This is a genomic window from Asticcacaulis sp. P2_C5 (assembly GCF_056404555.1).
Genome location: NZ_JBFUDU010000001.1, coordinates 758,579 through 783,678 on the forward strand (window position 1 = coordinate 758,579; position 25,100 = coordinate 783,678).

The 25,100-nt window shown below is 61.2% G+C and carries 27 protein-coding genes; 14 read left to right on the top strand and 13 right to left on the bottom strand.

The features are described from left to right. Positions 1–274: 274 nt before the first annotated feature. Both AC1DXO_RS03115 and phaR read right to left on the bottom strand, forming a co-directional pair. A complete protein-coding gene (locus tag AC1DXO_RS03115; protein WP_476976623.1) occupies positions 275–559 on the bottom strand; it encodes a hypothetical protein in 285 nt (94 codons plus the stop codon). A 57-nt stretch (positions 560–616) separates the two neighbouring features. Then, positions 617–1,249: a polyhydroxyalkanoate synthesis repressor PhaR gene (phaR, locus tag AC1DXO_RS03120; RefSeq protein ID WP_476976624.1), complete on the bottom strand. Its 633-nt coding sequence runs from the start codon at positions 1,247–1,249 to the stop codon at positions 617–619. Positions 1,250–1,663: 414 nt separating this feature from the next. Between phaR and AC1DXO_RS03125 the strand changes: the two genes are divergently transcribed. The 3 genes from AC1DXO_RS03125 (at position 1,664) to AC1DXO_RS03135 (ending at position 4,137) form a co-directional block, all read left to right on the top strand. Further along, positions 1,664–2,836, top strand: coding sequence for an acetyl-CoA C-acetyltransferase (locus AC1DXO_RS03125; RefSeq protein ID WP_476976733.1), 1,173 nt, complete (start codon positions 1,664–1,666; stop codon positions 2,834–2,836). Between the two features lie 149 nt (positions 2,837–2,985). Further along, positions 2,986–3,708, top strand: a complete 723-nt coding sequence (gene phbB / locus AC1DXO_RS03130; protein WP_476976625.1) for an acetoacetyl-CoA reductase — start codon at positions 2,986–2,988, stop codon at positions 3,706–3,708. A gap of 27 nt (positions 3,709–3,735) precedes the next feature. Further along, positions 3,736–4,137, top strand: a complete 402-nt coding sequence (locus AC1DXO_RS03135; protein ID WP_476976626.1) for a hypothetical protein — start codon at positions 3,736–3,738, stop codon at positions 4,135–4,137. Here AC1DXO_RS03135 and AC1DXO_RS03140 read toward each other — a convergent pair. Beyond that, a complete protein-coding gene (locus AC1DXO_RS03140; RefSeq protein WP_476976627.1) occupies positions 4,134–5,384 on the bottom strand; it encodes a serine hydrolase domain-containing protein in 1,251 nt (416 codons plus the stop codon). The two genes, AC1DXO_RS03135 and AC1DXO_RS03140, sit on opposite strands and share 4 nt — an antisense overlap. A 218-nt stretch (positions 5,385–5,602) precedes the next feature. Between AC1DXO_RS03140 and AC1DXO_RS03145 the strand changes: the two genes are divergently transcribed. Further along, on the top strand, positions 5,603–6,412 hold the full coding sequence (locus AC1DXO_RS03145) for a DUF4908 domain-containing protein (RefSeq protein ID WP_476976628.1): 810 nt from the start codon (positions 5,603–5,605) through the stop codon (positions 6,410–6,412). A 44-nt stretch (positions 6,413–6,456) separates the two neighbouring features. Here the strand turns inward: AC1DXO_RS03145 and AC1DXO_RS03150 are convergent, their stop codons facing one another. The 3 genes from AC1DXO_RS03150 to gloB all read right to left on the bottom strand — a co-directional run bounded on the left by AC1DXO_RS03150 (position 6,457) and on the right by gloB (position 8,064). Then, complete coding sequence (locus tag AC1DXO_RS03150; protein ID WP_476976629.1) at positions 6,457–7,047, bottom strand: hypothetical protein; 591 nt, start codon at positions 7,045–7,047, stop codon at positions 6,457–6,459. Beyond that, the gene (locus AC1DXO_RS03155) at positions 7,044–7,229 is read right to left on the bottom strand and encodes a hypothetical protein (RefSeq protein WP_476976630.1); all 186 of its coding nucleotides are present in this window, start codon (positions 7,227–7,229) and stop codon (positions 7,044–7,046) included. The genes AC1DXO_RS03150 and AC1DXO_RS03155 overlap by 4 nt, the downstream gene beginning before the upstream one ends. An 85-nt stretch (positions 7,230–7,314) precedes the next feature. After that, complete coding sequence (gloB, locus tag AC1DXO_RS03160) at positions 7,315–8,064, bottom strand: hydroxyacylglutathione hydrolase (RefSeq protein WP_476976631.1); 750 nt, start codon at positions 8,062–8,064, stop codon at positions 7,315–7,317. 72 nt (positions 8,065–8,136) lie between these two features. Here gloB and AC1DXO_RS03165 point away from each other — a divergent pair, with 72 nt between their 5' ends. After that, a complete protein-coding gene (locus tag AC1DXO_RS03165) occupies positions 8,137–8,880 on the top strand; it encodes a class I SAM-dependent methyltransferase (RefSeq protein ID WP_476976632.1) in 744 nt (247 codons plus the stop codon). On the opposite strand, the gene AC1DXO_RS03170 is transcribed toward AC1DXO_RS03165, so the two are convergent. Then, entirely contained in the window at positions 8,873–9,640 is a 768-nt protein-coding gene (locus AC1DXO_RS03170) for a hypothetical protein (protein ID WP_476976633.1), read from the bottom strand. The genes AC1DXO_RS03165 and AC1DXO_RS03170 overlap by 8 nt on opposite strands. Positions 9,641–9,714: 74 nt before the next feature. Beyond that, entirely contained in the window at positions 9,715–10,200 is a 486-nt protein-coding gene (locus AC1DXO_RS03175) for a CAP family protein (protein ID WP_476976634.1), read from the bottom strand. Positions 10,201–10,321: 121 nt separating this feature from the next. Between AC1DXO_RS03175 and AC1DXO_RS03180 the strand changes: the two genes are divergently transcribed. Beyond that, entirely contained in the window at positions 10,322–10,810 is a 489-nt protein-coding gene (locus AC1DXO_RS03180) for a SixA phosphatase family protein (RefSeq protein WP_476976635.1), read from the top strand. After that, positions 10,807–11,889: a quinone-dependent dihydroorotate dehydrogenase gene (locus tag AC1DXO_RS03185; RefSeq protein WP_476976636.1), complete on the top strand. Its 1,083-nt coding sequence runs from the start codon at positions 10,807–10,809 to the stop codon at positions 11,887–11,889. Before AC1DXO_RS03180 ends, AC1DXO_RS03185 begins: the two co-directional genes overlap by 4 nt. Positions 11,890–12,087: 198 nt before the next feature. On the opposite strand, the gene AC1DXO_RS03190 is transcribed toward AC1DXO_RS03185, so the two are convergent. Next, positions 12,088–13,365 carry an O-antigen ligase family protein gene (locus AC1DXO_RS03190; protein ID WP_476976637.1) on the bottom strand — a complete coding sequence of 426 codons (1,278 nt, stop codon included), beginning with the start codon at positions 13,363–13,365 and terminating at the stop codon, positions 12,088–12,090. A 246-nt stretch (positions 13,366–13,611) separates the two neighbouring features. Between AC1DXO_RS03190 and AC1DXO_RS03195 the strand changes: the two genes are divergently transcribed. From AC1DXO_RS03195 to AC1DXO_RS03205, 3 genes are read left to right on the top strand one after another with little or no spacing between them, the layout of a single operon-like run. Continuing rightward, entirely contained in the window at positions 13,612–14,619 is a 1,008-nt protein-coding gene (locus AC1DXO_RS03195) for a hypothetical protein (RefSeq protein WP_476976638.1), read from the top strand. Then, positions 14,616–15,659 carry a hypothetical protein gene (locus AC1DXO_RS03200; RefSeq protein WP_476976639.1) on the top strand — a complete coding sequence of 348 codons (1,044 nt, stop codon included), beginning with the start codon at positions 14,616–14,618 and terminating at the stop codon, positions 15,657–15,659. Before AC1DXO_RS03195 ends, AC1DXO_RS03200 begins: the two co-directional genes overlap by 4 nt. A 48-nt stretch (positions 15,660–15,707) precedes the next feature. Further along, positions 15,708–18,014, top strand: a complete 2,307-nt coding sequence (locus AC1DXO_RS03205; RefSeq protein ID WP_476976640.1) for a GH92 family glycosyl hydrolase — start codon at positions 15,708–15,710, stop codon at positions 18,012–18,014. Between the two features lie 152 nt (positions 18,015–18,166). Here the strand turns inward: AC1DXO_RS03205 and flgH are convergent, their stop codons facing one another. The 4 genes from flgH to flgF are packed head-to-tail and all read right to left on the bottom strand — an operon-like array spanning position 18,167 to position 21,333. Then, positions 18,167–18,877, bottom strand: a complete 711-nt coding sequence (gene flgH / locus AC1DXO_RS03210) for a flagellar basal body L-ring protein FlgH (protein ID WP_476976734.1) — start codon at positions 18,875–18,877, stop codon at positions 18,167–18,169. Positions 18,878–18,908: 31 nt separating this feature from the next. After that, positions 18,909–19,694, bottom strand: coding sequence for a flagellar basal body P-ring formation chaperone FlgA (gene flgA / locus AC1DXO_RS03215; RefSeq protein ID WP_476976641.1), 786 nt, complete (start codon positions 19,692–19,694; stop codon positions 18,909–18,911). A gap of 12 nt (positions 19,695–19,706) precedes the next feature. After that, entirely contained in the window at positions 19,707–20,498 is a 792-nt protein-coding gene (gene flgG, locus AC1DXO_RS03220; RefSeq protein ID WP_476976642.1) for a flagellar basal-body rod protein FlgG, read from the bottom strand. Positions 20,499–20,511: 13 nt separating this feature from the next. Beyond that, the gene (flgF, locus tag AC1DXO_RS03225; protein WP_476976643.1) at positions 20,512–21,333 is read right to left on the bottom strand and encodes a flagellar basal-body rod protein FlgF; all 822 of its coding nucleotides are present in this window, start codon (positions 21,331–21,333) and stop codon (positions 20,512–20,514) included. 231 nt (positions 21,334–21,564) lie between these two features. On the opposite strand from flgF, the gene AC1DXO_RS03230 reads away from it, so the two are divergent. The 4 genes from AC1DXO_RS03230 (at position 21,565) to AC1DXO_RS03245 (ending at position 25,098) form a co-directional block, all read left to right on the top strand. After that, positions 21,565–22,191, top strand: a complete 627-nt coding sequence (locus AC1DXO_RS03230) for a flagellar basal body-associated FliL family protein (RefSeq protein ID WP_476976644.1) — start codon at positions 21,565–21,567, stop codon at positions 22,189–22,191. Positions 22,192–22,375: 184 nt separating this feature from the next. Beyond that, positions 22,376–23,413 carry a flagellar motor switch protein FliM gene (gene fliM, locus AC1DXO_RS03235; RefSeq protein WP_476976735.1) on the top strand — a complete coding sequence of 346 codons (1,038 nt, stop codon included), beginning with the start codon at positions 22,376–22,378 and terminating at the stop codon, positions 23,411–23,413. A gap of 76 nt (positions 23,414–23,489) precedes the next feature. Further along, positions 23,490–24,191: a DUF6468 domain-containing protein gene (locus tag AC1DXO_RS03240; RefSeq protein WP_476976645.1), complete on the top strand. Its 702-nt coding sequence runs from the start codon at positions 23,490–23,492 to the stop codon at positions 24,189–24,191. A 7-nt stretch (positions 24,192–24,198) separates the two neighbouring features. Beyond that, positions 24,199–25,098: a MotE family protein gene (locus AC1DXO_RS03245; protein ID WP_476976646.1), complete on the top strand. Its 900-nt coding sequence runs from the start codon at positions 24,199–24,201 to the stop codon at positions 25,096–25,098. The last annotated feature ends 2 nt before the right edge of the window (positions 25,099–25,100 follow it).

Below are 25,100 nucleotides of genomic sequence, written 5' to 3' on the forward strand. Positions count from 1 at the left end.
TTGCGCTCTTAAGTTCGATTGGGCGCAGTCTGATGGAAGCAATCCGGAAATTCGCGTTTATTCGCGTTCATTGGCTTCGCCGAACGTTGTTTCGCGGTTCCAGGCCTTACGAACCTACCCGAAGATTGAGAAGATCAGCGTCACCACAAGGGTGTCGAGCGCGAAGGTCCAGAAGCGCTTGGGCGCGCGTTTTTTGGCTCTGGCTGGATTGAACACATCGGGCTCCGCATACAGGAGCCATCCATCGTGCAATTTTCGTGCCGCGAAATAACTGTTAGATTTCTGTCTTGGTCACCCGGCCCGGACGCGGGCGGCGGTCGTTGGAGCCCGAATATTCCGACTTCAGATAGGTCGATTTTGCCCGCTCCAGCGTTTCCGGCCCGCCCTTCAGGCCGCGCTTTTCACCGCCGCTCAGCAACTGGGCCGCATAGGTGCTGTCGTCGGCAGTGGCTGCCGGTCTGCGGCGCGATGGCCTGCCGGTCGTATTGCTCCCAGTCGCGTGATCAATGACGGGACCAGACGGAACAGGCAGGCCGGATTTGGGATCGGAGTCGCTCATGCACTCAGATTAGATCAGATTTCTAAACGAACAAGGCTATAGTCCGGCGAAATTTGCTCAGCTCTTTTGCGCCAGCTTGTCGATCTGCGCCTTCATGGCTTCCATCTGCTCGCGCAGTTCGCGAACCTGGTCGGTTTCGGGACGCTCGGCCTTGGCCGGAGTCGGGTCCAGGCCCTCGGTTGCCGAGACGGTCGAACCGCCTGCCGCATTTGCGAAGGAGAAGGGGGAGAACATGCGCATGGCACGGTCGAACATGGCCAGGTTCTGCGACACCTGCTCATCGAAATAGCCGATGCCGGGCGTGCCGCCGAAGGCCTGGGCGAATTGCGAGCGGAACCGCTCCTGCTGCTTGGCGAAACCGTCGAGGGACATTTCGAGATAGGTCGGCAGCAGGTTCTGCATGCTGTCGCCATAGAAGCTGATCAACTGACGCAGGAACTGGATGGGCAGCAGGTTCTGGCCGCGGCTTTCCTCTTCGAATATGATCTGGGCCAGTACCGAACGCGTGATATCGTCACCGGTCTTGGCATCGAAGACCACGAAATCGACACCCTGGCGCACCATGTCGGACAGGTTGTCGAGCGTGACGTAGGATGAGGTGGCTGTATTGTAGAGGCGGCGGTTGGCGTATTTCTTGATAATGACGCGATCGCCTTCGCCGCGTTTGGCTCGTGTTTTAGGCTCACTCACTGTGTCTACTCCCGATGTCTGACCTGGGTTTCTCTATATTCGGCGGTCTTTTGCCGCCGTCATATTGCACCACAATAAACCCTTTTGTGCTGGTGCGTAAAGGGGTGTCGTGTTGCGACGGAATTTTCATGAAAATCAATCAATTAACCTGCAAAAACAAGCTTGTTTCGAGGTTTCGCATGTTGCGGGGCATATTGCGCACAAAAAATTGATTGTTGCGGGGTCTGCACCACCATTTTGCGGGTGACGTCGGCCGGCAGATGGCGCAGGGTCCGTCACAAAACCGATTACAATGGGAAACGACAGTTCAAGGGTTCGGGGAATGGTGAAACTTGATTTCGCCTGACAGGTGGCCTAAGTGCCCGTCATTACTCTTTAATTCCCCTCCGCCCCTAAAGGGAAATCTCCATGTCCATCAATGAAGTCGTTATCGTCGCCGCTGCCCGCACCCCGGTCGGTTCCTTCCTCGGCAGCCTGTCGACCCTTACGGGTCACGACCTGGGCGCCCACGCCATAAAGGCGGCGCTGCAACGTTCGGGTGTCGAGGCCTCCGAGGTCAGCGAAGTGATCCTGGGGCAGGTGCTGCAGGCTGCGCAGGGCCAGGGACCGGCGCGCCAGGCGTCGATGAAGGCAGGCCTGCCCTTTACCACCCCGGCCTGGTCGCTGAACCAGATCTGCGGTTCCGGCCTGCGCGCCGTGGCGCTCGGCGCCCAGCAGATCGCGCTCGGCGATGCCAAGATCGTTATCGCCGGCGGACAGGAGAGCATGTCCATGGCGACGCATGCCGCCTATATCCGCACCGGCCAGAAGATGGGCGACCTGAGCCTGGTCGACACCATGATTAAGGACGGTCTGTGGGACGCCTTCAACAACTATCACATGGGCCAGACGGCCGAGAACATCGCCACCAAGTACGGCATTTCGCGCCAGGAACAGGACGAGTTCGCCGTCGCTTCGCAGAACAAGGCCGAAGCCGCGCAAAAGGGTGGCAAGTTCGACGCTGAAATCGCGCCCGTCACCATCAAGGGCCGGAAGGGCGACACCGTCGTCGACAAGGACGAATTCATCCGTCACGGCGTGACCTACGACTCGATTTCGGGCCTGCGCCCGGCCTTCGACAAGGAAGGCACTGTGACCGCCGCCAATGCTTCGGGCCTGAATGATGGCGCCGCTGCCTTGGTCCTGATGTCGAAGGCCGACGCTGAAGCTCGCGGCCTGAAGCCGCTGGCCCGTATCGTCGCCTCGGCCGTTTCGGGCGTCCAGCCGGAAATCATGGGCACCGGCCCGATCTCGGCCACACGCAACTGCCTGGCCAAGGCCGGCTGGTCGATCGGCGACCTCGACCTGATCGAAGCCAATGAAGCCTTCGCCGCCCAGGCGATCAGCGTCAATCGCGACCTGGGCTGGGACACGGCCAAGGTCAATGTCAACGGCGGCGCTATTGCCATCGGCCACCCGATCGGCGCTTCGGGCGCCCGCGTCCTGACTACCCTGCTGTTCGAGCTGCAACGTCGCGGCGGTGGTCGTGGTTTAGCTACCCTCTGCATAGGCGGCGGTATGGGGGTTGCCCTCGCTGTTGAAGCTTAATTGCGAGCCACGTTGGTGGCCTGCAAATCATCATCTGGCTGCGATACGGTGCTCACGTACTTGAGTACGCTCCGCTCCGTTTCTCGCCAGCTAATAATTTTCGGCTCACCATCGCGGCTCGCGGGTGGGTACTCTTGAAGGAGAAGTTTATGGGCAGAGTAGCACTGGTCACCGGCGGCACGCGCGGCATTGGTAAGGCGATCGTCAAGCGTCTGAAAGACGCCGGCCTGACGGTCGCCGCCGGTTATGCCGGTAACGAAGAGAATGCCAGAAAGGTCGCCGAAGAACTGGGCGTTATGGTCGTCAAGGGCTCGGTCGACAACTTCTTCGACTGCAAGCGCGCGGCGCAGGAAGTCGAAGCCGCACTCGGACCCATCGAAGTCCTGGTCAACAATGCCGGCATCACCCGCGACGGCTTCTTTCACAAGATGACGGTCGATCAGTGGCAACAGGTCATCCACACCAATATGGACAGCGTCTTCAACATGACGCGCCAGGTGATCGAAGGCATGCGCGAGCGCAACTACGGCCGCATCATCAACATCTCGTCGATCAACGGCCAGAAGGGCCAGGCCGGCCAGACCAACTACTCCGCCGCCAAGGCCGGGATGATCGGTTTCACCAAGGCTCTGGCCATGGAATCGGCCAATAAGGGCATCACGGTCAACTGCGTCGCGCCGGGCTATACCTCTACGGAAATGGTCTCGGCCATTGCGCCCGCGGTTTTGGAAAAGATCGTCGCCGGAATCCCCGTCGGCCGTCTCGGCACGCCGGAAGAAGTCGCCGAAATCTGCGCCTTCCTGGCGTCGGATATGGCGTCATTTATCACGGGTGCCACGATAGCGGTAAATGGTGGTCAACATATGCTGTGATGGCGAAGCCATCGCAGCATGCGATTTATGAAAAGCGCGTCCGGTCGGGCGCGCTTTTTCTCTTTAGCAGATCATGCTACGGTGCAGCAGCGTCAAGGAGAAGTGATGTTCGATTCTGGGGTTGGGAGGTTTTGTCTTGGCGCAGCCTTGATGATACCATTTGTCGTACTGCTTAACTGTGTCGACGTCGGCCATCTTCTTTATCGTCGCTGGTATAACGAAAAAATTGCTACTCATCGCTGGAACCAACCTGTCCGCGATTATGACGGTAGTGGTGCCTTTGGCCGCATGTATTTAGAAATACTACAGGCGCCGATCAACCCTTCGATGCCCCGTCAATTGCGCGACTGTATCGTTTGGGTTCGCGGACTATCGCTGTATCTTGGTGCTTTTGTAGTTGTGGCCACTGTCTGGCAAGTATTCTTTTAAGTTACCAGTTGCTGCGCCAGGCCCAGTTCCTGCATGGCCAGGGTCGTGGCCTCGGTCCGCAGACCGCGCTGGGCGGCGGAAAAGCCCGGGGCGCCGCCGCCGTCGCTGTTGTACAGGATGGCGACCGTCAGGGCCTGATCGGGGAACATACGCAGATGGCCGGTAAAGCCGTTGATGCGCCCGCCATGGGAAGCGAAACGCAGGCTGCCCTGCGTCCCCAGTCCGAGACCGAAACCGTATTGCAGTGTTTCCGGACCGCGCTTTTCCAGGGCCGGCGTGCCGTCTTTCAGCATCACCGGCGTCAGCATGGCCTGCAGGCTGCGCGCCTTCAATACCTTGCCCGACATCAGCGCCGCCTGCCACAGGCACAGGTCCTCAGTGGTCGAGCGGATTGCTCCGGCGCCCGAGGCGAAGCTGGGTGAAATCGGCAGAACCTGATCGAACTTGGTTTCGGCATGATAGTTCGGGCGATAGCCGGAACAGCCGCTGACCGCGGTGCACGACTTATCGATGGCGGTTCGCGTCAGACCGGCGGGCTTGAACAGGCGTTCGTGCATGAAATCGCCCAGCGGCTGGCCCGACAGCCGTTCGGCAACCAGGCCCAGCAGGGTGAAGCCGCTGTTGCTGTAAAGCCAGGCCTCGCCCGGCTGGCGCTTGTACAGAGGCTTGCGGTTCTCCACCACGGTGAGCAGTTCGGTGGAATTGTAATCGCGCCGCGCCGCCTCATCGAGGATGCTCTTGCTCTGGCCATTGATATAGTCATTGAGGCCCGCTGTATGGCTGAGGAGCTGACGTAAACTGACCTCGGAACTGCGCGGAAAGTTCGGCAGGAAGCGGCTCAAAGGCTGATCGACACTGAGCTTGCCATCCTCGGCCAGCAGCAGGATGGCGGCGGCGGTGAAATGCTTGGTGATCGAGGCGATGCGAAAACCGGTCTGCGGCGTCACGGCCTGATCCGTTCCAACCTGGGCCAGGCCGAATCCTTTCGAATAGAGCAGGGTGCCGGCATGCATGACACTGAGCGACAGGCCTGGCGTCTGTTTGGCCTTGACCATCTTCTCGCCCAGGGCGTCGAGGGTCGGCCAGTTTTTCAGGGGCGGGGCTGCGACGGTGGCCACCTGGGTCGCTGGGGGTTTGTCGCGCTGGATCAGGCAGCCGATGGTCGCAGCGCCGGCGAGACCACCCAGGCCCAGCCCAAGGGCGGCCCGGCGGTTCATGAATGAAGACAGATTAAAAGGTGGCGTCATGACTGTTACTCGCGCTGAACCTGCCGTCTTCCACCCCGATCCGCCGACCGGGGAGAGGAAACGCGCCGACATGTTCAAAGGGAATGCTGCCGATATTCGCAGACGATGTCCAGCCTAATATAGCGAACCTTTCCACTTCGTTTGCGCCGCGGAGCTGCCTTAATTTATTTTAACATTCGTCTCAAATTCGCCCAACTCGGACCCTAACAATCCCCCCAATGCAGTCCCGTCCCGTACACATCTCAGGTCACCGTCTCGATCGTCCCCTGGCGCTCTGCCTGATGCTCATTATGGGCATGGCAGGCATGGCCACAGGCACGACCCAGGCGCAATCCTTTCAGGAACGTATGTTCGGCAGCCACGGACAGGATGGTCGCGCCAAGGCTGCCCCGACCGTGGCGCGGTTTGAATCCGACAGTGGCGACGGTTTCGTCCTCGACGAATCGACCGGCCATCCGCTGGTTCGTTTCGACGGTGAAACGGAAGTCTGGTCGCTGACCGTAACCCAGGGACCCAAGGGCGACCTGATCTACAAGAACGATGTCGGCCAGCCGGTGCTCAAATCGACGCGCTGGGGTGGCATGATCCTGTTCTCCGACGAACGCCCGACGGGCGATCCGGTCGCCATGACCGGCAAGGCCGATGCCTTCCAGCCGGGCCGCATGACGCCGGCGCTACTGTGGCAGACCCTGGCGCGCGGCAGCAAGCGTGTCTCGCAGGCGGTCGGCCGGCTGGTACCCTTCGATGCGCCGGACGTGACGCCGGGCGCGGATACGCTCTATGCCCAGGCAGCGGACGTGGCATCCAATGCCCTGGTCCAGATTGCCCTGCAGACCAAAGGACGCAGTCAGTTGGGGCCGCTGCACGGCGTACAGTTCGTTGAAGGCCGCCCACCATCGGCCACGGTGACCAATGGCGTACTGGTCATGAAGCTGGACACATCGCGCGGTTCGTGGGGCGGCCATGTCTCATCGAAGCGCATCGTCAATGTGATCATGACCAGCTATTCGGTCGCCGACCGGCGCTGAGTGCCTGGCAATTCGAGCGATATCGTCGGATGCCGAAGACGCCACTACTGGAAATCTCTGGGATGAAAAATCCCTTTAATCATGGCGTCATTGCACACAGCAATCTGAACATGGGTGCGTTCACGAAATCCACCATGGCGATATAGCTTTTTTCCTTCAGTGAACATGCCTCTCACGGTATCAATGGGCGGTCTCCCGTCGTCTGCGAGCGCTTTGTGCAAGTATCTGATGACGGCGCAATCCAGGAACCGCAAGATCCGATCTTTATTGGGATCGTTTGGCACGCTCTTATTTTTCAAAGGCGGGAGTTTCAAAGTTTTTTGGTCGGCAAGCAAACGGCGGTGAGCAATCTTCACCAGTTCGATATCGTCGCGATTCATCAGGTCAAGACAATTGCCCAAATCTATAACTGCGCCGACGACTGCGGCTTTTTTATAAGCTTTGGTTGATACTTTCCATTCGGCCCATTCCTTTGCTCGCTTAGGGTCAGATTCCCAGAAATAAGCACCAGGTCCCAACCAGTCGTAATCTTTTTCGCTTTGGAGTATGCCTATGTCGCCGTTAACGGCGCTGATTGCGACGTCATAATCGCAGCCGTGATAACCGAGAACAAAGGAAGTCGCTAAACGGCTCAAGCGGCGTTTTTAGCTTTTTTGGACTTGGGCTCGCCGCCGTATTCGACGCTGACTTCGCCGTCGGTCGTGTAGATTCCCGTTTCAATAAGCGCCTGCCGGCCTGCTGAAGGACTGACACGATTTTTTGCAGAGAACTTGTCTAAAGCCTCTCGGATGCCTTGGTTGCGTTCAGCATGTGTCATAATCTCAGGCCTCCTTTGCTGGTGCAAGAGTGCATCATTTCGAGCATTTGTGCAACTTTATACATTGCCGGCAGCCTGAGGCAATTCACGCAAATACGTCCTTCGCCGCCCGCAGTTCGCCGAACTTCGCTGCCTGCGCTTCAAAGCCGGTCTCGCGCAGCGGATAGACGACGAACGGATTACTGGCCTTTTCCTCAGCTACGGACGACGGCACGGTATAGTCCCCGCGTTCGCGTGTCGCCCGCACAGCTTCACCCCGCGCCTTCAGGGCGCTGTCTACCCCCAGGCTCTCGGCGAATCTCAGATTGCTCAGCGTATATTCATGGGCGCTATACAGCCGTGTATCGTCCGGCAGTTCGACAATACGCGCAATGCTCGCCCACATTTCCTCGCGCGTGCCTTCGAACAACCGGCCGCAGCCCAGCGGAAAAAGCGTGTCCCCGATAAAGGCATTATGCCCGGCGCGATCGACATAGCCGATATGACCGAGGGTGTGGCCTTTCAGATTGATGATATCCAGCGTGGTTTCGCCCAGCCGAAAAACCTCGCCCGGCGTTACGACATAATCCACCGGTCCGATGCGGCTGACTTCCTGGGGGCCATAGATGGTGCAGCCATATTGCAGCTTCAGCGCCGCATTGCCGCCGGCGTGGTCCGGGTGCCAATGGGTATTGAGGATGAAGTCGAGACGGTGATGCCCCAGCTCCGCGAGGCGATGGCTTATCCGTGACGCTTCAGGCGTGTCGATGACGGCGGTTACACCGGTCGCTTCGTCGACGACGATAAAGCCGTAATTGTCCGTCAGACAGGGAAAGACATCGATTTTCAGGCCCATGTTCAAACTCACCCTGCCAAAACTTGTAAACTGCCCTATATCTAGGTGCCTTATTGCTAAAAAGGAACCCGCTTGCGTCGTTCGGTCGAAGACCTCAGCCGTTTTTACGCCACTCCGGAAGGTTTGGTGGCGCGACGCCTGATCGCCGCCAAGCTGAACGAGGCCTGGCCCGAGGCGCGCGGCAACGACGTTCTGGGCATCGGCTACTGTACGCCCTATCTCGATCGCTTTATGGAAGCGCGCCGCGTTTTGCAGGCCATGCCGGCGGCCCAGGGCGCGGAGATCTGGCCTGCTGACCTGCGCGTTCGAACCACCCTGGTCGAGGAAGAGGCCCTGCCGTTTCCGACCGGCCTGTTCGACCGCATATTGATGGTCCACGCCCTGGAAGAATCGCCGTCGCCGCAGGGCCTGCTGCTCGAAGCCGCCCGGCTGCTGTCGCCCAATGGCAAGCTGATCGTTGCCGTGGCGGCGCGCGGCGGATTCTGGGCCCATGCCGAAAAGACGCCCTTCGGCTATGGCCAGCCCTACAGCCGCACGCAACTGGAAAGCGCCCTGCGCGACGCCGAGCTGGAGCCGCTGGCCTGGAGCTACGCCCTCTACACGCCGCCGATGCAGTCTTTGCTCCGTTGGGCCGGCGCGCTGGAAAACATCCTGCCGCGTATCTGGCCGATGAAGGGCGGGATGATCCTGATGGAGGCAGGGCGCAAGCCCTTCGTCGCCCACACCGTCAAGGCCCAGCCATCATTGCTGCAGGAATTGCGCGGCGTCCTGGGCGCCCAGCAACCGGTACCGACCGGTCGCGAAGTATCTAGTTAGAACTCGCAGCCTTGCCCGACATCATGAAACCATGTTGCACGGCGAAGTTCAGCCCCTGATCGCCCAGCGCCTCTGTGGGTTTGCCTTCCGTCTTGTCACCGTTCGGCCATTGCCAGCTACCGTCGGGCATCTTGCGCAGGGACGTCACCTCATGATCGTCATTGGCGCTGAGACAGGTTGCAGTGACTTCCTTTGCATTTACCCAGCGCAGCGGTGTGCAATAGGCGGTAAAATTATAGTTCACGTGCTGCGGGCCGCTCCAGTCGTCGATGGCGAAACTTCCCTCAACTCCGGCATTCGCACTGCCGCTGGCGATCAGCGGTCCGGCACGGACAATAACCTCCTCGTACACCCAGTCCACCGGCGCGCCGAGTTCGTCGACGATAAGACTGTATTGTGTTGAGTCGTTTTCTTCCAGAAGCCGGAAGACGTAGTACGAACGGTTAGCCTTATCTTCGAAACGGGTGACGAACTGCCACGTGTCGCCGTCGGTATCGCTCAGGGTCGCACGAACTTCGGTGTCGGCCTTCAGTCGCAGCGCGATACCGACTCTCTCCACGTTAGGAAAGGCCGCAAGCGCCTTCAATTCCTCAGCCTCGAATTCAGCATTCGGATAGACGTGCGACGACGGCATGTAACGTACGACCTTGCGTGGCGACGTGCTGGCCGTGGCCTCGGCCGATGATGCCGGCGTCTCAGCCGGCGCCGGTCGGTCGCAGGCACTCAAGCCGGCCATCGCGCCCATTATCAACGCCATCATTGTATAACGCATCATCCCCTCCAGAATACCCTTCCGCAGGTTAACCCGGATCACGCAGTTCGCAAAGGCCAACGTCAATATGGCTTTTCGCCTATCCAGTTGCCCGGCGGGCCATAGCGGCAGACCAGGATGTCCCAACTGCCGCCGGTCGCCACCGCGCATCCGACCTGAGTCGTGTTCTTCCAGATCACCTGGGTGTAGTGGCCGACATTAGCCCAGTTGCCGTCACTGCTGACTTTGGGAAAGGTGCCGTAGACGAAGAGCCGCTTTTCGTCGGCCCAGCTTTGCGCCATGGCGCTGTAGCTGTAGTAGCCCGTCGAGCCCATCCACAGGTTCTCGCCATAGGCCCTGCCGCCGGAATGCTGGAGTTCGCCCAGCGAAGCCAGGTGCAGCGCCCACTCGGCGGAGCTGGCGGCCAGGTCGTCGCTCCACGTCAGAGGCGGCGCGCCGACCTCTGCGCGCTCGCGGTTGTGCACCTCCAGAACTTGATCGGACAGGTCGTCAGCCAGAACGGGCGTAACAAAGGCAAGGCAGGCAATGGCGCAGGCGAGCATTTTCATGGAAGTCCCCTTATGCCGCCATCTTACCCGATCCGGCGAGGACACCAAGTTACATCCATTGAAAGATTGACTGGCATTGACAGGTTGACCATCCGGCGGATTCTGCGCCATAGCGAAGGTCATGAAACATCTCATCATCATGCGTCACGCCAAGGCTGAAAAGGACGCGGCCTCAGGCGAAGATTTCGACCGCAGGCTTATGAACCGTGGCCGTGAAGAAGCTTTGAGTGTCGCCGTGGCCCTGAAAGCCTATGGCCTGAAGCCCGATTTTGCCTTGGTTTCGGCGTCGGCGCGGACGCGGGAAACCTTTGCCCAGGTCGAAAATGTGTTCGGCAATATCGCGTCCGAAGTTTCGAAAGACCTTTATAACGCAGGTTCTGACGCCTTGCGGCGGATGATCGAGTCGCACGAGGATGACGGTGAGTGCGTCCTGCTGGTGGCCCACAATCCGGGAGTCCAGGTCCTGGTGGCGGAGTATCTTTTCGAAGGCGCGGCCGGGGCTGATATTGTCGAAAAGGTGAGGGGGAACTATCCCACCGCGACCGCCACGGTGTTCGAAGTCGACGCCGCCGGGCGGGCGATCTATGACGGGATTTATCTGGCCAAGTGATCTATTCCTTCGCTACCCGCGCCCTGCACATCTTGCCGCCCGAGCGCGCGCATACGACGACGATTGCCCTGCTCAAGGCGGGGCTTGGTCCGGTGTCGAACCTTCAGACGCCGGAACTGGCGGTTTCGGTACCGTTTTCGGGCGGCGTTCTGGATATCCCGAACTGCGTCGGCCTGGCGGCCGGCTTTGACAAAAATGCCGAGGTGCCGGTGGCCATGGCGCGGGCCGGCTTCGGCTTTGTCGAATGCGGCACGGTGACGCCCTTGCCCCAGACCGGCAATCCCAAGCCGCGCCTGTTTCGCCTGACCGAAGACGAAGCGGTGATCAACCGCATGGGCTTCAACAATGGCGGGCTCGAAGCTTTTGCGCATAACCTGGCCAAAAACCTGGCCAAAAACCTGGAAACCGTGCGCGGTCGCGCCGTTGTTGGTTTGAATATCGGCGCCAACAAGGATGCCAGCGATCGCATGGCCGACTATGTCACCTGCCTGAAACGGCTGTGGGGCATGGGTTCCTACGTCACGATCAATATCTCGTCGCCCAACACGCCGGGCCTGCGCGCACTTCAGGGCAAGTCGCATCTCGACGACCTGCTGTCGCAGATCGCCGGCGCGCGTGGCGACCTCGTCCGGGCGTCCGGGGCCAATATGCCGATCTTTCTCAAAATCGCGCCGGACCTTGAGGACGCGGAGATCGAGGACACGGTCGTGGCGGCGGTGACCCATGGCCTGGATGGGCTGATCATCTCCAATACGACCTTGTCGCGTGACGGGCTGAAATCGCCGTTCGCCGGAGAGGCGGGCGGTTTGTCGGGCAAACCTCTGTTCGCCCTGTCGACGCGGGCTTTGAAAGTGGCGGCCGATGCTGCGGCGGGACGGCTGGTCCTGATCGGAGCGGGGGGGATTTCCTCCGGCGCCGAGGCCTATGCCAAGATCCGCGCCGGCGCATCCCTGGTTCAGCTCTATTCGGCCCTGGTCTATAAAGGGCCCGGACTGGCCGACGAGATTCGTCGCGACCTAGTGGCGCGCCTTAAGGCCGATGGTTTTACGTCGATTGGTGAAGCGGTCGGTACGAGTTAGACACCCTGCCGTAATCGCCCGCTCGCGTTGTTAAAAGATAACCGCAGATTTCGCAGATTTACGCAGATTTTTCAGAGCCGTGGCCGGTCGGTTTCAATGATCGCATCGCGATCGCAAACCGATCTGCACAGCACGCCGGTGGTAACAGTAACGCTCTGAAAAATCTGCGTAAATCTGCGAAATCTGCGGTTAAAAACCTTAAGCGTCGTCTTCCAGCCGGTTCGCTGTCAGCCGTGCCATTGCGGCGACGAACAGGGCCCAGATCAGCGAATTCTGCGACAGGATAAAGCTCTCTGACATGATCAGGAAGCTGAACAGCAACAACAGCAGCACCGAGAAAAAGCCGTCCTTCACGCGGTCATAGCGGAACAGGGCGCAGAAGAAGCACGCCGCCAAGACCGATCCGAACAGGATGACGCCAACCCACCCCAACTGGATCAGCAGGTCCAGCCAGCCGTTGTGCGCCGACGGCACATCCCAATGGGTCTCGGCGCGGACGACCGAAGCCGGGACCGACTCCGGCGTCCAGAAGGCCTTGTAGCCATAGCCCAGCCACGGCCGCTTGTCCGACAGGCGGCCCAGTGATGCCCAGATCTCGGTCCGGCCGGTCAGGGTCGGATCCTTGCCCAGCGCCTTGAAGATCAGCTCCGGCGCCATCATGTAGACGGCTGATCCGACCAGGGCGACCGTGGCCGAAAGCCAGACGAACAGGATGCTGAGCACGCCGCCGCGCCGTAAGGCGAGAAAGACCGGAAAGGTGCCGGCCGCCAGAAGACAGGCGAGAAGCGACGTCTTGGACCGCGTCATCAGCACCAGAAAGAACATCAGCACGGCAAAGGCGATCCACATGCGCCGGCGTTCCGGCACCTGATAGGCCGAGGTCGTGCAGGCGATGAAACCGATGGTCATCATGGCGGCCATCTGGTTTTTCTCGTACCACAGGCCTTTCCACATGCCGGCATTGACATCCTGATGGACGCCAAAGCCCGGTGTCAGGACGCAGGCCAGGGTGGCGCCGACGGCCAGGATAATAAAGGTGATGCCGAGAAGCTGGGTTAGCTGCGGTCCGCGAAAGCGTGCCCCGATAAAGAGGCCGAACAGGCAGGTAAAGGCCAGGGCGATGGTCCGCCGCAAGGTCGTCGATGGATCGATCGACCAGAATTTCGAGACAAAGCACAGGAGGACCAGGACGCCGATAATGAACAGACCGGGCAGGATACGCAGGAACTTCTGGGCGCGAAAGGCCGACAGGAACACGGCGGCGCCATAGACCGGCAGCCATAACAGGCGCAGGAAGCCGGCATCGTCGCCCTGGGTCGGATTGAACAGCGGCCCGATCAGGGCGTTGGACAGCAGCAGGAAACACAGGATGGTCAGCCCGGCTTCGGCGCGGAAAATCCACAGCGCCAGGCCTTCCAGCCCGGGTGGCTGGACGAGCTGGGTGCGGGATGCGGAAAGCGGTGCGGTGGTGGGCAAGAGTCTGACAGCCTGGAACAGGCGTAAAACCTAGCTGCAAAAGGTCAAAATAGCGTCAAGAGCCGGAAATTTTGAAAAAGGGTTGCGGTTGAAAGTCCGGATGTTCCAGCCATTAACCCTGCTGCTTAAGCGGGACTTAAACGCGGCCCTGTAGGCTTTGAGGGCGATTATCTCGGGGGATGACATGCAGAAACCTGTTCCATCGAATGCGCCGGCGCCCAGGCGATGCCACGCGGTCGGCGTCTGATGGCGGAAACCTCTGCGGCCAGTCCCTTGACCGCCAGTCCCTTGACCCAACGTAGCCGTCGCCTCGGATATATCGGGGATGGCTTTCTGTTGGCCGCCCTCCTGGCCATGACCGCGGCGATCGCGCTCTGGGCTGTCGACCCAACCTCCGTCCATGCCTTCAATGACAAGATCGACGTCCCACCGTCCCTGCTCCCCACCCTGCGCTCGGCGGGCCTGCGCCTGTTCGAGCAAGACGTCGCGGATTTGTCGTCCGCCTGGCCCCCTATCCGCGCCGAGGTCGCCTTGGCTTGCGCGCTCCTTCTTGTCTCGGTTGGCGCAGCCCTGCGCCTGCGCTGGCCGTTGTATTTCGCCTGCCAGGGCCTGCTACTCGTGGCAAGTCTGGTTGCTTCGCGGTTCGGGTTCGAGCTCTCGCTGCAATGGACCGTTTTGCCAGCCATTGTCGCCGGCTTGCGCGTGCTCATCGCCAGGCAAGGACGGATGATCCTGGTCCTGGTCACGCTCGCCGGGGTGGCCGTGGGATTGGGCAGCCTGGTGCCGTTGTCCTCGGCAACCTATGGCGCGGAGGGCCATCGTTCACTGCGGATTCGGGAAATCGAGCGCCTGGCAAATGTTCCCGGTGCGACCCGAATGAACGATATCGTAGCCGGCCTGCCTGTCGGCAGCGATCGCAACTATTTCGAGGCGCAACTGGCCTACAACAAGCGCGATTGGCCCGTGCTTTCCGCCAGGGCGGGGGCCTTGCCCACGCATGACTACGCCAATATCCAGACCAGCCGGCGGCTTGCCATCCTGCGCCAGACGGCCGATTTCCTTGCAGGCGGACGCAGGTTCGACCTGTTGCAGCGCCTGCCGGGCTACGGTTTGGCCTTGTTGACCTTCGCCCTGGCCTTGGCGGCCTTCGTCGTCGGCCATCTGGCGCGAACCATTGGCCGGCGCGAAGGCAGGCTGAACAAATTGTCGGCGCAGTTGCGGGTTCTGCGCGCCGCGGGCGGTGTCACGGTATGAAAACGGTATCCATTCTAGCTTTGCGCCAGCGTGCCGGTTTCTATCGGCGCCTCGCAGCGTTCCTGCTGGTCGGCGGGCTCGCCTGCCTGGCAGGCGCCATCTTCTGCTGGATGCCGCCACCGGCGTCCAATCACGCCTTCACCCATGTTGCCGTGCCCGGGGGATTAAGCGAGTTCTGGGCCAAACGTGTCGGCACGCTTCACAATGCCGGCCAGTCCGCGGTCATCTATGCCGGCCTGCTGGCGATGGCCGGCCTAGTGTTGCTGGGTATCGTTCTGGCGGTCAAGCGCAGTTTTCGCTGGCTGATAGCGATCGCTGCCCTGCTATGGTTGATTAATGAAGGCGGCCAAAGCATGGTTCGACGGGGCGGTCTCGCCTATGCCGAACTGGGCGAAATTCCGGCTGTCGAGATGCAGCGCCTGACGGCGCTCGCCTCTGATCCCGCGCGCGAAGCCCAAATGATCGCCACCGGTGGCGTCGTTGCGCGCGACATTACCCATAATGGCGTGATCTCGGGTAAGGACATTACGCCGATCGACGGCAAGGCGACCCACAGCCTCGACCTGCGCCTGACGTTCGATCCGTTCGAGGGCCCGCGGGAGGGCTATGTCGTCCTTTTCCGCGATGGTGGCCCGATCGACTTCTTCACCTATCTGCATTATTGCCTGGCGCAAAACGCCTATCTCAAAGGCGATCCCGCCGCGGTACGCGACCAGCTCAATCGCATCGACCACCGAACGACGCACGTTCACCACCTTAACGGTTTTGCGATCATGGACTGGCGCATCGCCGTCATGCGCGAATGGCTGGCGGCCAAGGGCATGCCGGTCAGCCAAACCAGTTACAAGCCCCTTGTCGGTTTCGGCCTGTTGACGATCGGCGTCTCGCGGGTGCTGAGCTGGGCGGCCATGGCGCTGGCGGTCGCGTTGCTGGTCATGGCGGGCCTGCTGACCGGCCTGGCCGTTGTCATGCACCGGCGCATCGGCAGGATCGATCAGCTATGGCAGCCTGATATCGCGACGGGTCGTGCCATCTCTTGATTCTGACCGTCGCGTGTGAAACCATCCGGCGTTTCTCGGGAGGCAAGCATGCGGTGGATAGCAATCGTCTCGGTCCTGGCCGTTTTCAGCACCAATGTTATCGCCAAGACGCCTTACGAGGCCGTCGATCCGATGATCGGCACCGGCGGCGACGGCCACACCTTCCCCGGCGCGGTCGCGCCGTTCGGCATGGTGCAGCTTAGCCCCGACACAAATATCACCTATTTCAAGCAGAGCTACAAATGGGCGGCGGGGTATCGACATGAGGACAATACCATCCTCGGCTTCTCGCAGACCCATTTTTCCGGTGCCGGCCATTCTGACCTTGGCGACGTCCTGGTCATGCCGGTCAGCGGCGATGTCGTGACGCTCGAACCCGGCGACGACACCACACCCGGTTACCGTTCCCACTTCGATCATGCCGATGAGACCGCGACACCCGGCTACTATGCCGTAATCCTGAGCGACGCCCATGTTCGCGCCGAACTGACGGCCGGCACGCGGATCGGCGTGCAGCGCTACAGTTTCGCGCCGGATGCGGCGGCGCATCTGGTCGTCGACCTGCGCTCCAGCATCTATAACTATCCCGGCAAGGTGCTGTGGTCGTCGCTGCGTTTGCGGCCCGACGGGACATTTACCGGGGCGCGCGAGACGCGCGGCTGGGCGCCCGACCGCAAGATATTTTTCGCCATGCGTTTTTCAGCGCCCCTGACCGGCCACGCCTTCGTCAATGCGGAATCCGACGTCCCTTACAAGGGTTTCCAGGGACCCGGGCGCGGCTCGGACGATGTAATGATGCGCGAAGGGCGCGCCCTGGTGGCGCGTCTGGACTTTGGCCAACTGACTGGGCCGCTGGTCGTCAAGGTGGCGCTCTCGAGCGTCGACGAGGACGGCGCGCTCAAGAACCTGGACAGCGAAGGCGGCGCCGGCCTGCCCGAAAGTGAGACGTTTGATGCTGTACGCGCCAGCACCCGCGCCGCCTGGGAACAGGCCCTGGGCGCCGTCGATATCGACGCCGATGATGCCATGCGCACCACGCTTTACACCGCCCTCTACCATACCCTGCTGGCGCCTTCGGTCGCCGGCGATGTCGATGGGCGTTATCGTGGGGCGGACAACCAGATCCATAAGGCGACCTTCCGCTTTCGCTCGACCTTTTCGTTGTGGGATACCTTCCGCGCCGAGCATCCGTTGCTGACCCTTATCCGTCCCGACAGCGACAATGCCGAGATCGTCAATTCCCTGCTCGCCAGCCAGCAGGACAGTCCGTTCGGCATCCTGCCGGTGTGGCAGTTCCAGGGCCGCGAAACCTGGACCATGATCGGCTATCACGCCGCGCCGGTCATTGCCGACGCCTATATGAAGGGAATCAAGGGGTTCGACGCCAATGCTGCCCTGGACGCCATGGTCAAGAGCGCCACTTACGGCCCCTATGGCGGACTCGACGGCTATATGGCGCACGGCTATGCGGCGATCGACAAGGAACCCGAGGCGGCGTCGAAGACGGTGGAATATGCCTATGACGACTGGACCATCGCCCAAATGGCGCGAAAGATGGGGCGCATCGATATCGCCGACACCTTTGACAAGCGTGCCGCCTATTGGCGCAACACCTTCGATGCCAAGACAGGCTGGGTGCGCGCGCGTCTGAGCGACGGCAGCTACCGGACGCCGTTCGATCCGACCGCCATCAACTATGGCAGCGACTATACCGAAGGCAATGCCTGGCAATACAGCTGGTTCGTGCCGCAGGACGAAGGCGGGTTGATCCGGCTGCTGGGCGGCGACGCGAAAACCGTGACCAAGCTCGACGCCATGTTCGACTACGACAATTCAAAACTGGACTACAGCCACGCGGAAGATATTGCCGGGCTGATCGGCCAGTATATCCACGGTAATGAACCCAGCCATTCGGCGGCCTATCTCTATGTCTATGCCGGGGCGCCATGGCGGACGCAAAGCCGTCTCAAACAGATCGTCACAACGCAGTATAAACCGACGCCGGACGGCCTGTCCGGCAATGACGACCTGGGGCAGATGTCGGCCTGGCTGATCTTTACCGGGCTTGGCTTCTATCCGGTCACGCCGGGCAGCGGCCAATATGTCATCGGTCGTCCGTTTGTCACCCGCGCGGCCCTGAACCTGCCTAACGGCAAGGTGTTCACCGTCACCACGGAAGGGGCCGGCGACTATGTGGCAAAGGTGACCTTGAACGGCCGCGTGCTCGACCGGGCCTATATTCTCCACAGCGAAATCCTGGCGGGCGGGGAACTGCATTTCGTCATGCAGGCCAAACCCAATACGACATGGGCGGCGGGCAAGAACAACCGGCCTTATTCGATGACGGGGTACTAGCCGCCGACCTAGAGACTGTTTTGAAAATTCGTCGGGCTGAGGCGAAAAGAGCTGGTTTCGAGAACCGGAGCGGAGCGTACTCAAGTACGTGAGCACCGGAAGCGCAGAAAACGGCCCTTTGCAGACCAGCCCGGCGGATTTGCAAACAGTCTCTAGAACGGGCTGAACTTGTCCATCAGGTTCTGCGCCACCGGGGCCTGCTGCATATTGGTGATGTCGCCGCGGCCGCCGTAGGAGATGCGCGCCTCGGCCAGCTGCGTATGCTTGATCGTGTTGGTCGAGGAAATATCCTCCGGCCGGGCAATGCCCGACACGGTCAGCACGCGGACTTCGCGGCCGGTGCGGACCTCCTGGGTGCCCTGGATGATCAGATTGCCATTGGGCAGCACGCCCGAGACGATGGCCGCGATGGTGACGGAAATTTTTTCCGAGCGCTTGACCGAACCTGAACCGGCAAAGGTCGAGCTGCCGTCCGCCGACAAGGCATTGGCAGGGTCGTATTGTGACGGCAGGATCTTGCCCAGCGACGATTCCAGGCCGAAGACGTTCGGAGTCTTCGCAGAGTAGTTGTTGCTGCGCTCGCGGTCGGTCGAGTTCTGCGTCTGGGCGCTGTCGTCGATTTCGACCATGACGGTCAGGATGTCGCCGACACTGCGGGCGCGCTGGTCGTTGAAGAAGGTGCGCGCGCCGGCGCGCCACAGCGAATTGGACGAGGCCGGGGTCTGTTGCGGAACCAGGACGACCTGTTGCTGTGGCACCAAGGCGGCCGGATAGCCCATGGCCGACAATTCCGGGCCCTTGACGGCCTGGCGGACCGAAGAGCAGCCCGCCAAGGCGGTGCAACCGGCCAAGACTGTAATCATAAGGGAATGGGACAGTTTCATCTGGAACACCTTAACGCATGGATACTTGAGTAGAACGGAAACGGTTGGCGGTCTGGCCGGCGACGCCCTGGCCCGGGCCGGTGACGACGACATCGACCAGCTTCTTCGAGACGGGGTTCAGCACCTGGATCAGGTCGCCGACGGCGGCGTCCTTCTGAACCAGGCCATTCATGCTGAGCGACAGGCTGCCTGAGGTCCAGGTGACCGTCAGGGTTTCACCGCGATGGACGACGGTCGGCGAGGTCAGGTCGCCTGAGCGCACCACGCCACCCTGGCGCAGAGGAAAGCGGACCGTCTTGCCGATGACAGCCGACGGATCGGAGGGCAGGAAGCCCGAGGTTGCGGCAACCTGGGCATATTGCAGGTCTTCCGGCTGGACGATGTCGCCGGTGTTCATGGCATGGGTAAAGACCAGAACCTCCCGGTTCATACCGTCGCGGTTAGAGGTGCCGGCCGTCTGCGAGACCGTCTGAAAGCTGGCCACATCGGCTTGGGGCTCGCCATCGGCGCCGCCCGAGACGATAATGCGGCGCAGTCCGCGCGGATTGTCCCAATAGACGCCATTGCGGGCGGCGATCGACTGGACAGCGGCGGCGTCGAGTATGGCGGTGGCGCCCGACCGCGTACCGACCACGACTTTCGAAGCCGAGCCGGCATTGTCGAACAGGTCGCCCAGGGTGACCTGACCGTCGCCGTCGCTGACCGAAGACCGCAGGCTGAGCGGAGCGTTCTGGGCAAAGGCGGGCGTCGACATCAGGGCCAGCAGGGCCAGCAGATAAAAGGTCTTGCGCATCATGGTACTCTACTCCTAGCCGCGGGCCAGCTGGCTGGCCGTCTGCAGCATTTCATCGGCCGCCGTGATCACCTTGGAGTTCATCTCGTAGGCGCGCTGGGCGACGATCAGGTTGGTGATTTCCGACACGGCGTCGACGTTCGAGGCTTCGGTATAGCCCTGCAGCAGGGTGCCGAAGCCGACATCGCCGGGCGTCGAGACATTGGGTGCGCCCGACGCGCCGCTTTCGAGGAACAGGTTGTCGCCGATGGCGTCGAGGCCGGCCTTGTTGTAAAAGGTCGCCAGTTGCAACTGGCCGATCACGGTCGGCGCCGCCTGGCCCTGCTGGGTCACCTGGACCTGGCCGGACTTGGAGATCGTCACGCCGATGGTGTTCTGCGGAATGGTGACGGCGGGCTGGACCAGATAGCCGTCCTCGGTGACCAGACGGCCCTGGTCGTCGACGGCGAAGTTGCCGGCCCGCGTATAGGCAGTTTCACCCGACGGCATCTGGATCTGGAAATAGCCTTCGCCCTGGATGGCCAGGTCGTAATCGTTCTGGGTCAGGGTCATGCTGCCCTCTTCCATGATGCGGTAGACGCTGCCGGTCTTGACACCGGCGCCGATCTGGATGCCGGTCGGCACGACGGTGCCGGAATCCGACGACTGGGCGCCCATCCTTTCGAGGTTCTGGTACAGCAGGTCCTGGAATTCGGCCCTCTGCTTCTTGAACCCGATCGTGTTCATGTTGGCGATGTTGTTGGAGATGACTTCGACGTTCATCTGCTGGGCGGCCATGCCGGTTGTGGCGGTACGAAGAGCGCGCATCGGTTATTTGTCCTTAGGCGACGCGGCCCAGCCGCTCGACGGCTGTCCGGTTCAACTGGTTGTTCTGTTCGATAATGGCGGCGAGCTGGGTGTAGGCGCGGCTGATCGAGACCAGGCGCGTCACCTCCACCAGCGGATTGACGTTCGACGATTCCAGGAAGCCCTGGCGCACCCGGGCGTCGGTGGCTGGCACGGCCGTGGCGTTGGAGGTCAGGCTGTAGGTGCCGTCGCCGTTTTTGCTCAGGTCGCTCATATTGGAGATGCGGACGATGGCCAGCTTGCCGACTCGTTCGGTCTGGCCTTGGTAGTCCTGGGTAATGATGCCGTCCGCGCTGATCGCCGGCTGGCCCTTCTTGGGGTCCAGCGTGATCTGGCCGCCGTCGCCATCGACTGTGTGGCCATCCTGATCCATCAGAACGCCCTCGCCATTGACCGTGAAGGCGCCGTTGCGGGTATAGGCCGTGCCCTGCGCCGTCGTCACCGAGAAGAAGGCGCCGTCGCCGTCGATCGCCACGTCGAGCGGCGCGCCGGTCTGCTGGAAAGACCCTTGCGAAAAGTTGCGGCCGACGCCGTTGTCATAGGCAAAATTGGCCGGCGTGCGGATCGGGTCGTCATAGGCGGGGGCGCCATATTCCGGATTGACCAGCAGTTGTTCGAACTTGAAGCCGTTTGTGTTCATGTTGGCCAGATTGTTGGCCGTGATGTCCATCGCATGCTGCAGCGTAATCTGGCGCGACAGAGCGACGTAGTTGGCATTGTCCATGGCGCGGCCTTTCAGTTCGAGGTTAGAATCAAGGACTTGAACGGTTAATGGCGGAGTGAAGGGTTGAGGCATTAACCGTACTTTTCGACTGTGCAAGCGTCATGCCAGCCTTGGTTAATATGCTAGTGCTTTGAATAATAAGGGAATTGCCTTTATCGACATGGCTAAACTATCCACAGGAGGCGGCAAAAAATGCCCGGTTCACCATGGTGGCAAACGGATCGTTAACCATGTGCGGTGATAGTGACACCCTGTGCGCCCCGGGTCCGGCCCTGGGCGATTGAAGCTTTAACGGTGGGTCGATTGGCCAAGACGGAAAAAAAGAAAAAGGAAGCGCCAGCGCCCGAGGCTGATGACGACGGCGAAGCCAAACCGAAAAAGAAGGGTCTTCCCATCATGCTGATCGCCATCATCGGCGGCGCCGTTCTGGTGCTGGGCGGTGGTGGGGCAGCGGCCTATTTCCTGTTCCTGGCCCCCAAGCCACCGGCCGGCGCCGAGGCGGCCAAGGATCCGCACGCCGAGAAAAAGCCGGAAAAGAAGGAAAAGAAAGAGGGCGGGCATGGCGGCGAGGGCGCGGCCAAGGTCGACCCGAAGACCCAGCCGGTGATCACCGAAGGGCCCAATGGCACGGTCTATTTCACCATGCCCGACACGATTGCCAATATCGAGTCGGCGGCCGGCGCCAAATCCTACGTCAAGGCCAAGCTGACCTTTGAATGCCCGGACGAGGAAACCGCCGACCTTCTGCAGGAAAACATGCCGCGCATCAACGATGTGCTGCAGGGCTTCATGGCCGAGCTGCGCCCCGAGGATCTGGCGGGCAGTGCCGGCAAGATCCAGCTGCGCCTGGAAATACTGCGTCGTATCAACCTGATCCTGGCCCCGTCCAAGATCAATGCTGTCCTGATCGAGCAATTGATCATCACCTGAGTTTGATTTTTGTAGTGCCGCGCCCAACCGGGCCGCGGATTAATTTTGGGAAGTGCGCGTGACCGGAGACGTCGATCAGGAAGCCATGATGGCCCAGTGGGAGGCGGAGCTTGCCGCCGAAGCTGAGGCCGCAACCGCCGGCGTCACCGCCGACGGCGGCGATCTGGCTGCCGAATGGGAGGCCATGGTCGGCGGCGGCTCGATGGGCGAGCGCTTCAACATGCCCGCCGGCGCCGAGCGCATCCTCAACCAGGACGAAATCGACAGCCTGCTGGGCTTCGACCTGTCGGAAGACGACTACAACGAACGCTCGGGCATCCGGGCGATCATCAACTCGGCCATGGTGTCCTATGAACGCCTGCCGATGCTCGAAATCGTCTTCGACCGGCTGGTCCGACTGATGACGACGTCCTTGCGCAACTTTACCTCCGATAACGTCGAAGTCTCGCTCGATAACATCTCGTCGATCCGTTTCGGCGACTACCTCAACTCGATCCCGCTACCGGCCATACTGGCGGTTTTCCGTGCCGAGGAACTGGACAATTACGGCCTGCTGACCGTCGATTCCAACCTGATCTATTCCATCGTCGACGTGCTGCTGGGCGGTCGCCGTGGTACCGCGGCGCTGCGTATCGAAGGCCGGCCCTACACCACCATCGAACGCGTGCTGGTCCAGCGCATGGTCGAGGTCGTGCTGAATGATGCCCGCCAGGCCTTCGAACCCCTGACGGCAGTCAATTTCAACCTCGACCGCCTCGAAACCAATCCGCGCTTTGCCGCCATCGCGCGTCCCGCCAACGCGGCGATCCTGGTCAAGCTGCGCATCGACATGGAAGACCGCGGCGGGCGTATCGAACTGCTGCTGCCCTATGCCACGCTGGAACCGATCCGCAAAATGCTGCTGCAGCAATTCATGGGTGAGAAGTTCGGCCGCGATAACATCTGGGAAAGCCACCTGGCCACCGAACTGTGGACAACTCAGATGGAGGTACGCGCCGTGCTCGATGAACAGCAGGTCCCGCTGTCGAAGGTCTTGAACCTTCAGGTCGGAGAAACGATTGTGCTGAATGCGCAGGCCGATTCGCCGGTACAGCTGCGCTGTGGCTCGATTCCCCTGACGACCGGGCGAATGGGGCGAAAAGGACATTCGATTGCCGTGCGGGTGGATGCGCCCCTGGCGTCGACGACCAAGCGGCGATTGTCGCAACTACGGAAGAAATAATTTCTTTCCTGCTGCAGAAGCGGCTGATCACAAACAATTAGGGGTACCCATCGCCGTGTCGATGACGAACGCCATTATGGATTTTGTCCTCATGGGGCTGCTGATCGCAGCCCTGTGGTTCGGCGTGCGCCTCGATGCCAAGCTGAAAGCCCTGCGTGCCGCCCATGAAGGCTTTGCCCGGGCGGTCGGCGAACTCGACAGTGCCGCCATCCGCGCCCACGCCTCTTTGCAGGAACTGCGCGGCCATGCCGACGACAGTCAGGAACTGTTGCACGGCCGCATTCTGGCCGCTCGCGATGTGCTGCAAAAGCTGGACGCCCAGGTGGCGCGCGCCGAACGCGTGGGCAACGAACTGGATCGTGGCCTGACGAGCTACGAGGCCGCCCGCACCATGCCGCCGCCGCGCGCACCCTTGCCGCGCGTCGAAGCTCCCCGAGTAGAGGTGCCGATCATCGTCCGGGCGCCGGTCGATACGCCGGTTGCGCGACGTCCTTTCGATCGTGACGTCGTGCGCGATAATACGCCAGCACCGCGTAATGACGACGGCCGCCCCACGGGGACAGGCCAGCGTGCACGCAGTGCCTATACGCGCCTACCCGAGGTCGAACCCGAGGACGAAGGTGACATGCTCGACAAGGTGCAGATGTCGGAACTGGTGGTGGCCAATCTCAATGAGATGATCCGCACCCTGACCCTGCCGTCGCGCCAGCCCGAACCGCGCATCCGGTCGGTCGAAGACGACCTGTTCGGCAGTGAAGACTTTAGTAAAAAGAGATAGTTAGACCATGGCAATGCCCCGACTCCTGCCCATCGTGTTCGTTGCCGTGGGCGGCGTACTGGCCCTGAAGGCCCTGACCAGCCTGGAAGTGGTGCCTGATGTCTTCCACCAGGCGCAGGCCTTTGCCGCCGATACCGTCAAGCCGGCGCCAAAAGCGGTTAAAAAGCCTGCCGCAAAAGCTGCGGCGGATGAAGAGGCCAGCAAGGGCGACGACCCCACCGAAGCCTATTCGGTTCTGGGGCTGGCGGACGATGCAGCGGCTTCGGCGACGGATGCGGCCGCGACGGCGCCCGCCACACCGGTGTGCGCGACCTCGATCAATCAACTGGCCCAGGAAGCCGGTATTTCGCCCAATGAACTGCAGATACTGGAAAGCCTGAAGACTCGCCGGACCCAGTTGGATCAGCGCGAAACCAATCTGAACAGTCGTGAGCAATTGATCAACGCGGCCGATGCCAAGCTCGACAATCGGATCAACCAGCTGCAGGACCTGAAGAACCAGGTCCAGACCCTGCTCGATGCCGCGGCCAAGGCCAAGAACGACGACACCAACCGTTTGATCGCCGTCTATACGGCCATGAAGCCCAAGGATGCCGCCGCCGTATTCGCGACCATGGACGACGATGTCCGCCTGCCGATCGCTGCCGGCATGAAGGATCGCAGCCTGGCCGCTATTCTGGGCGCCATGCCGGCGCCGGCGGCCAAGGAGCTGACCGAAAAACTGGCGCGCCGGATGAATGCGACGGGCGGCCTGCAGCAACAGCTCGACAAGACCACGGCCAATGGCGGCAGCCAACCCCAGGCCAATGCTGCCCCCGCTGCGGCTAAACCGGGCGCTGCACCCGCCGCCAAACCCGCGGCCAATGCTTCCGCAAGTGCGGCTGCCGCACCTGCGAAAAAGGGCTAATT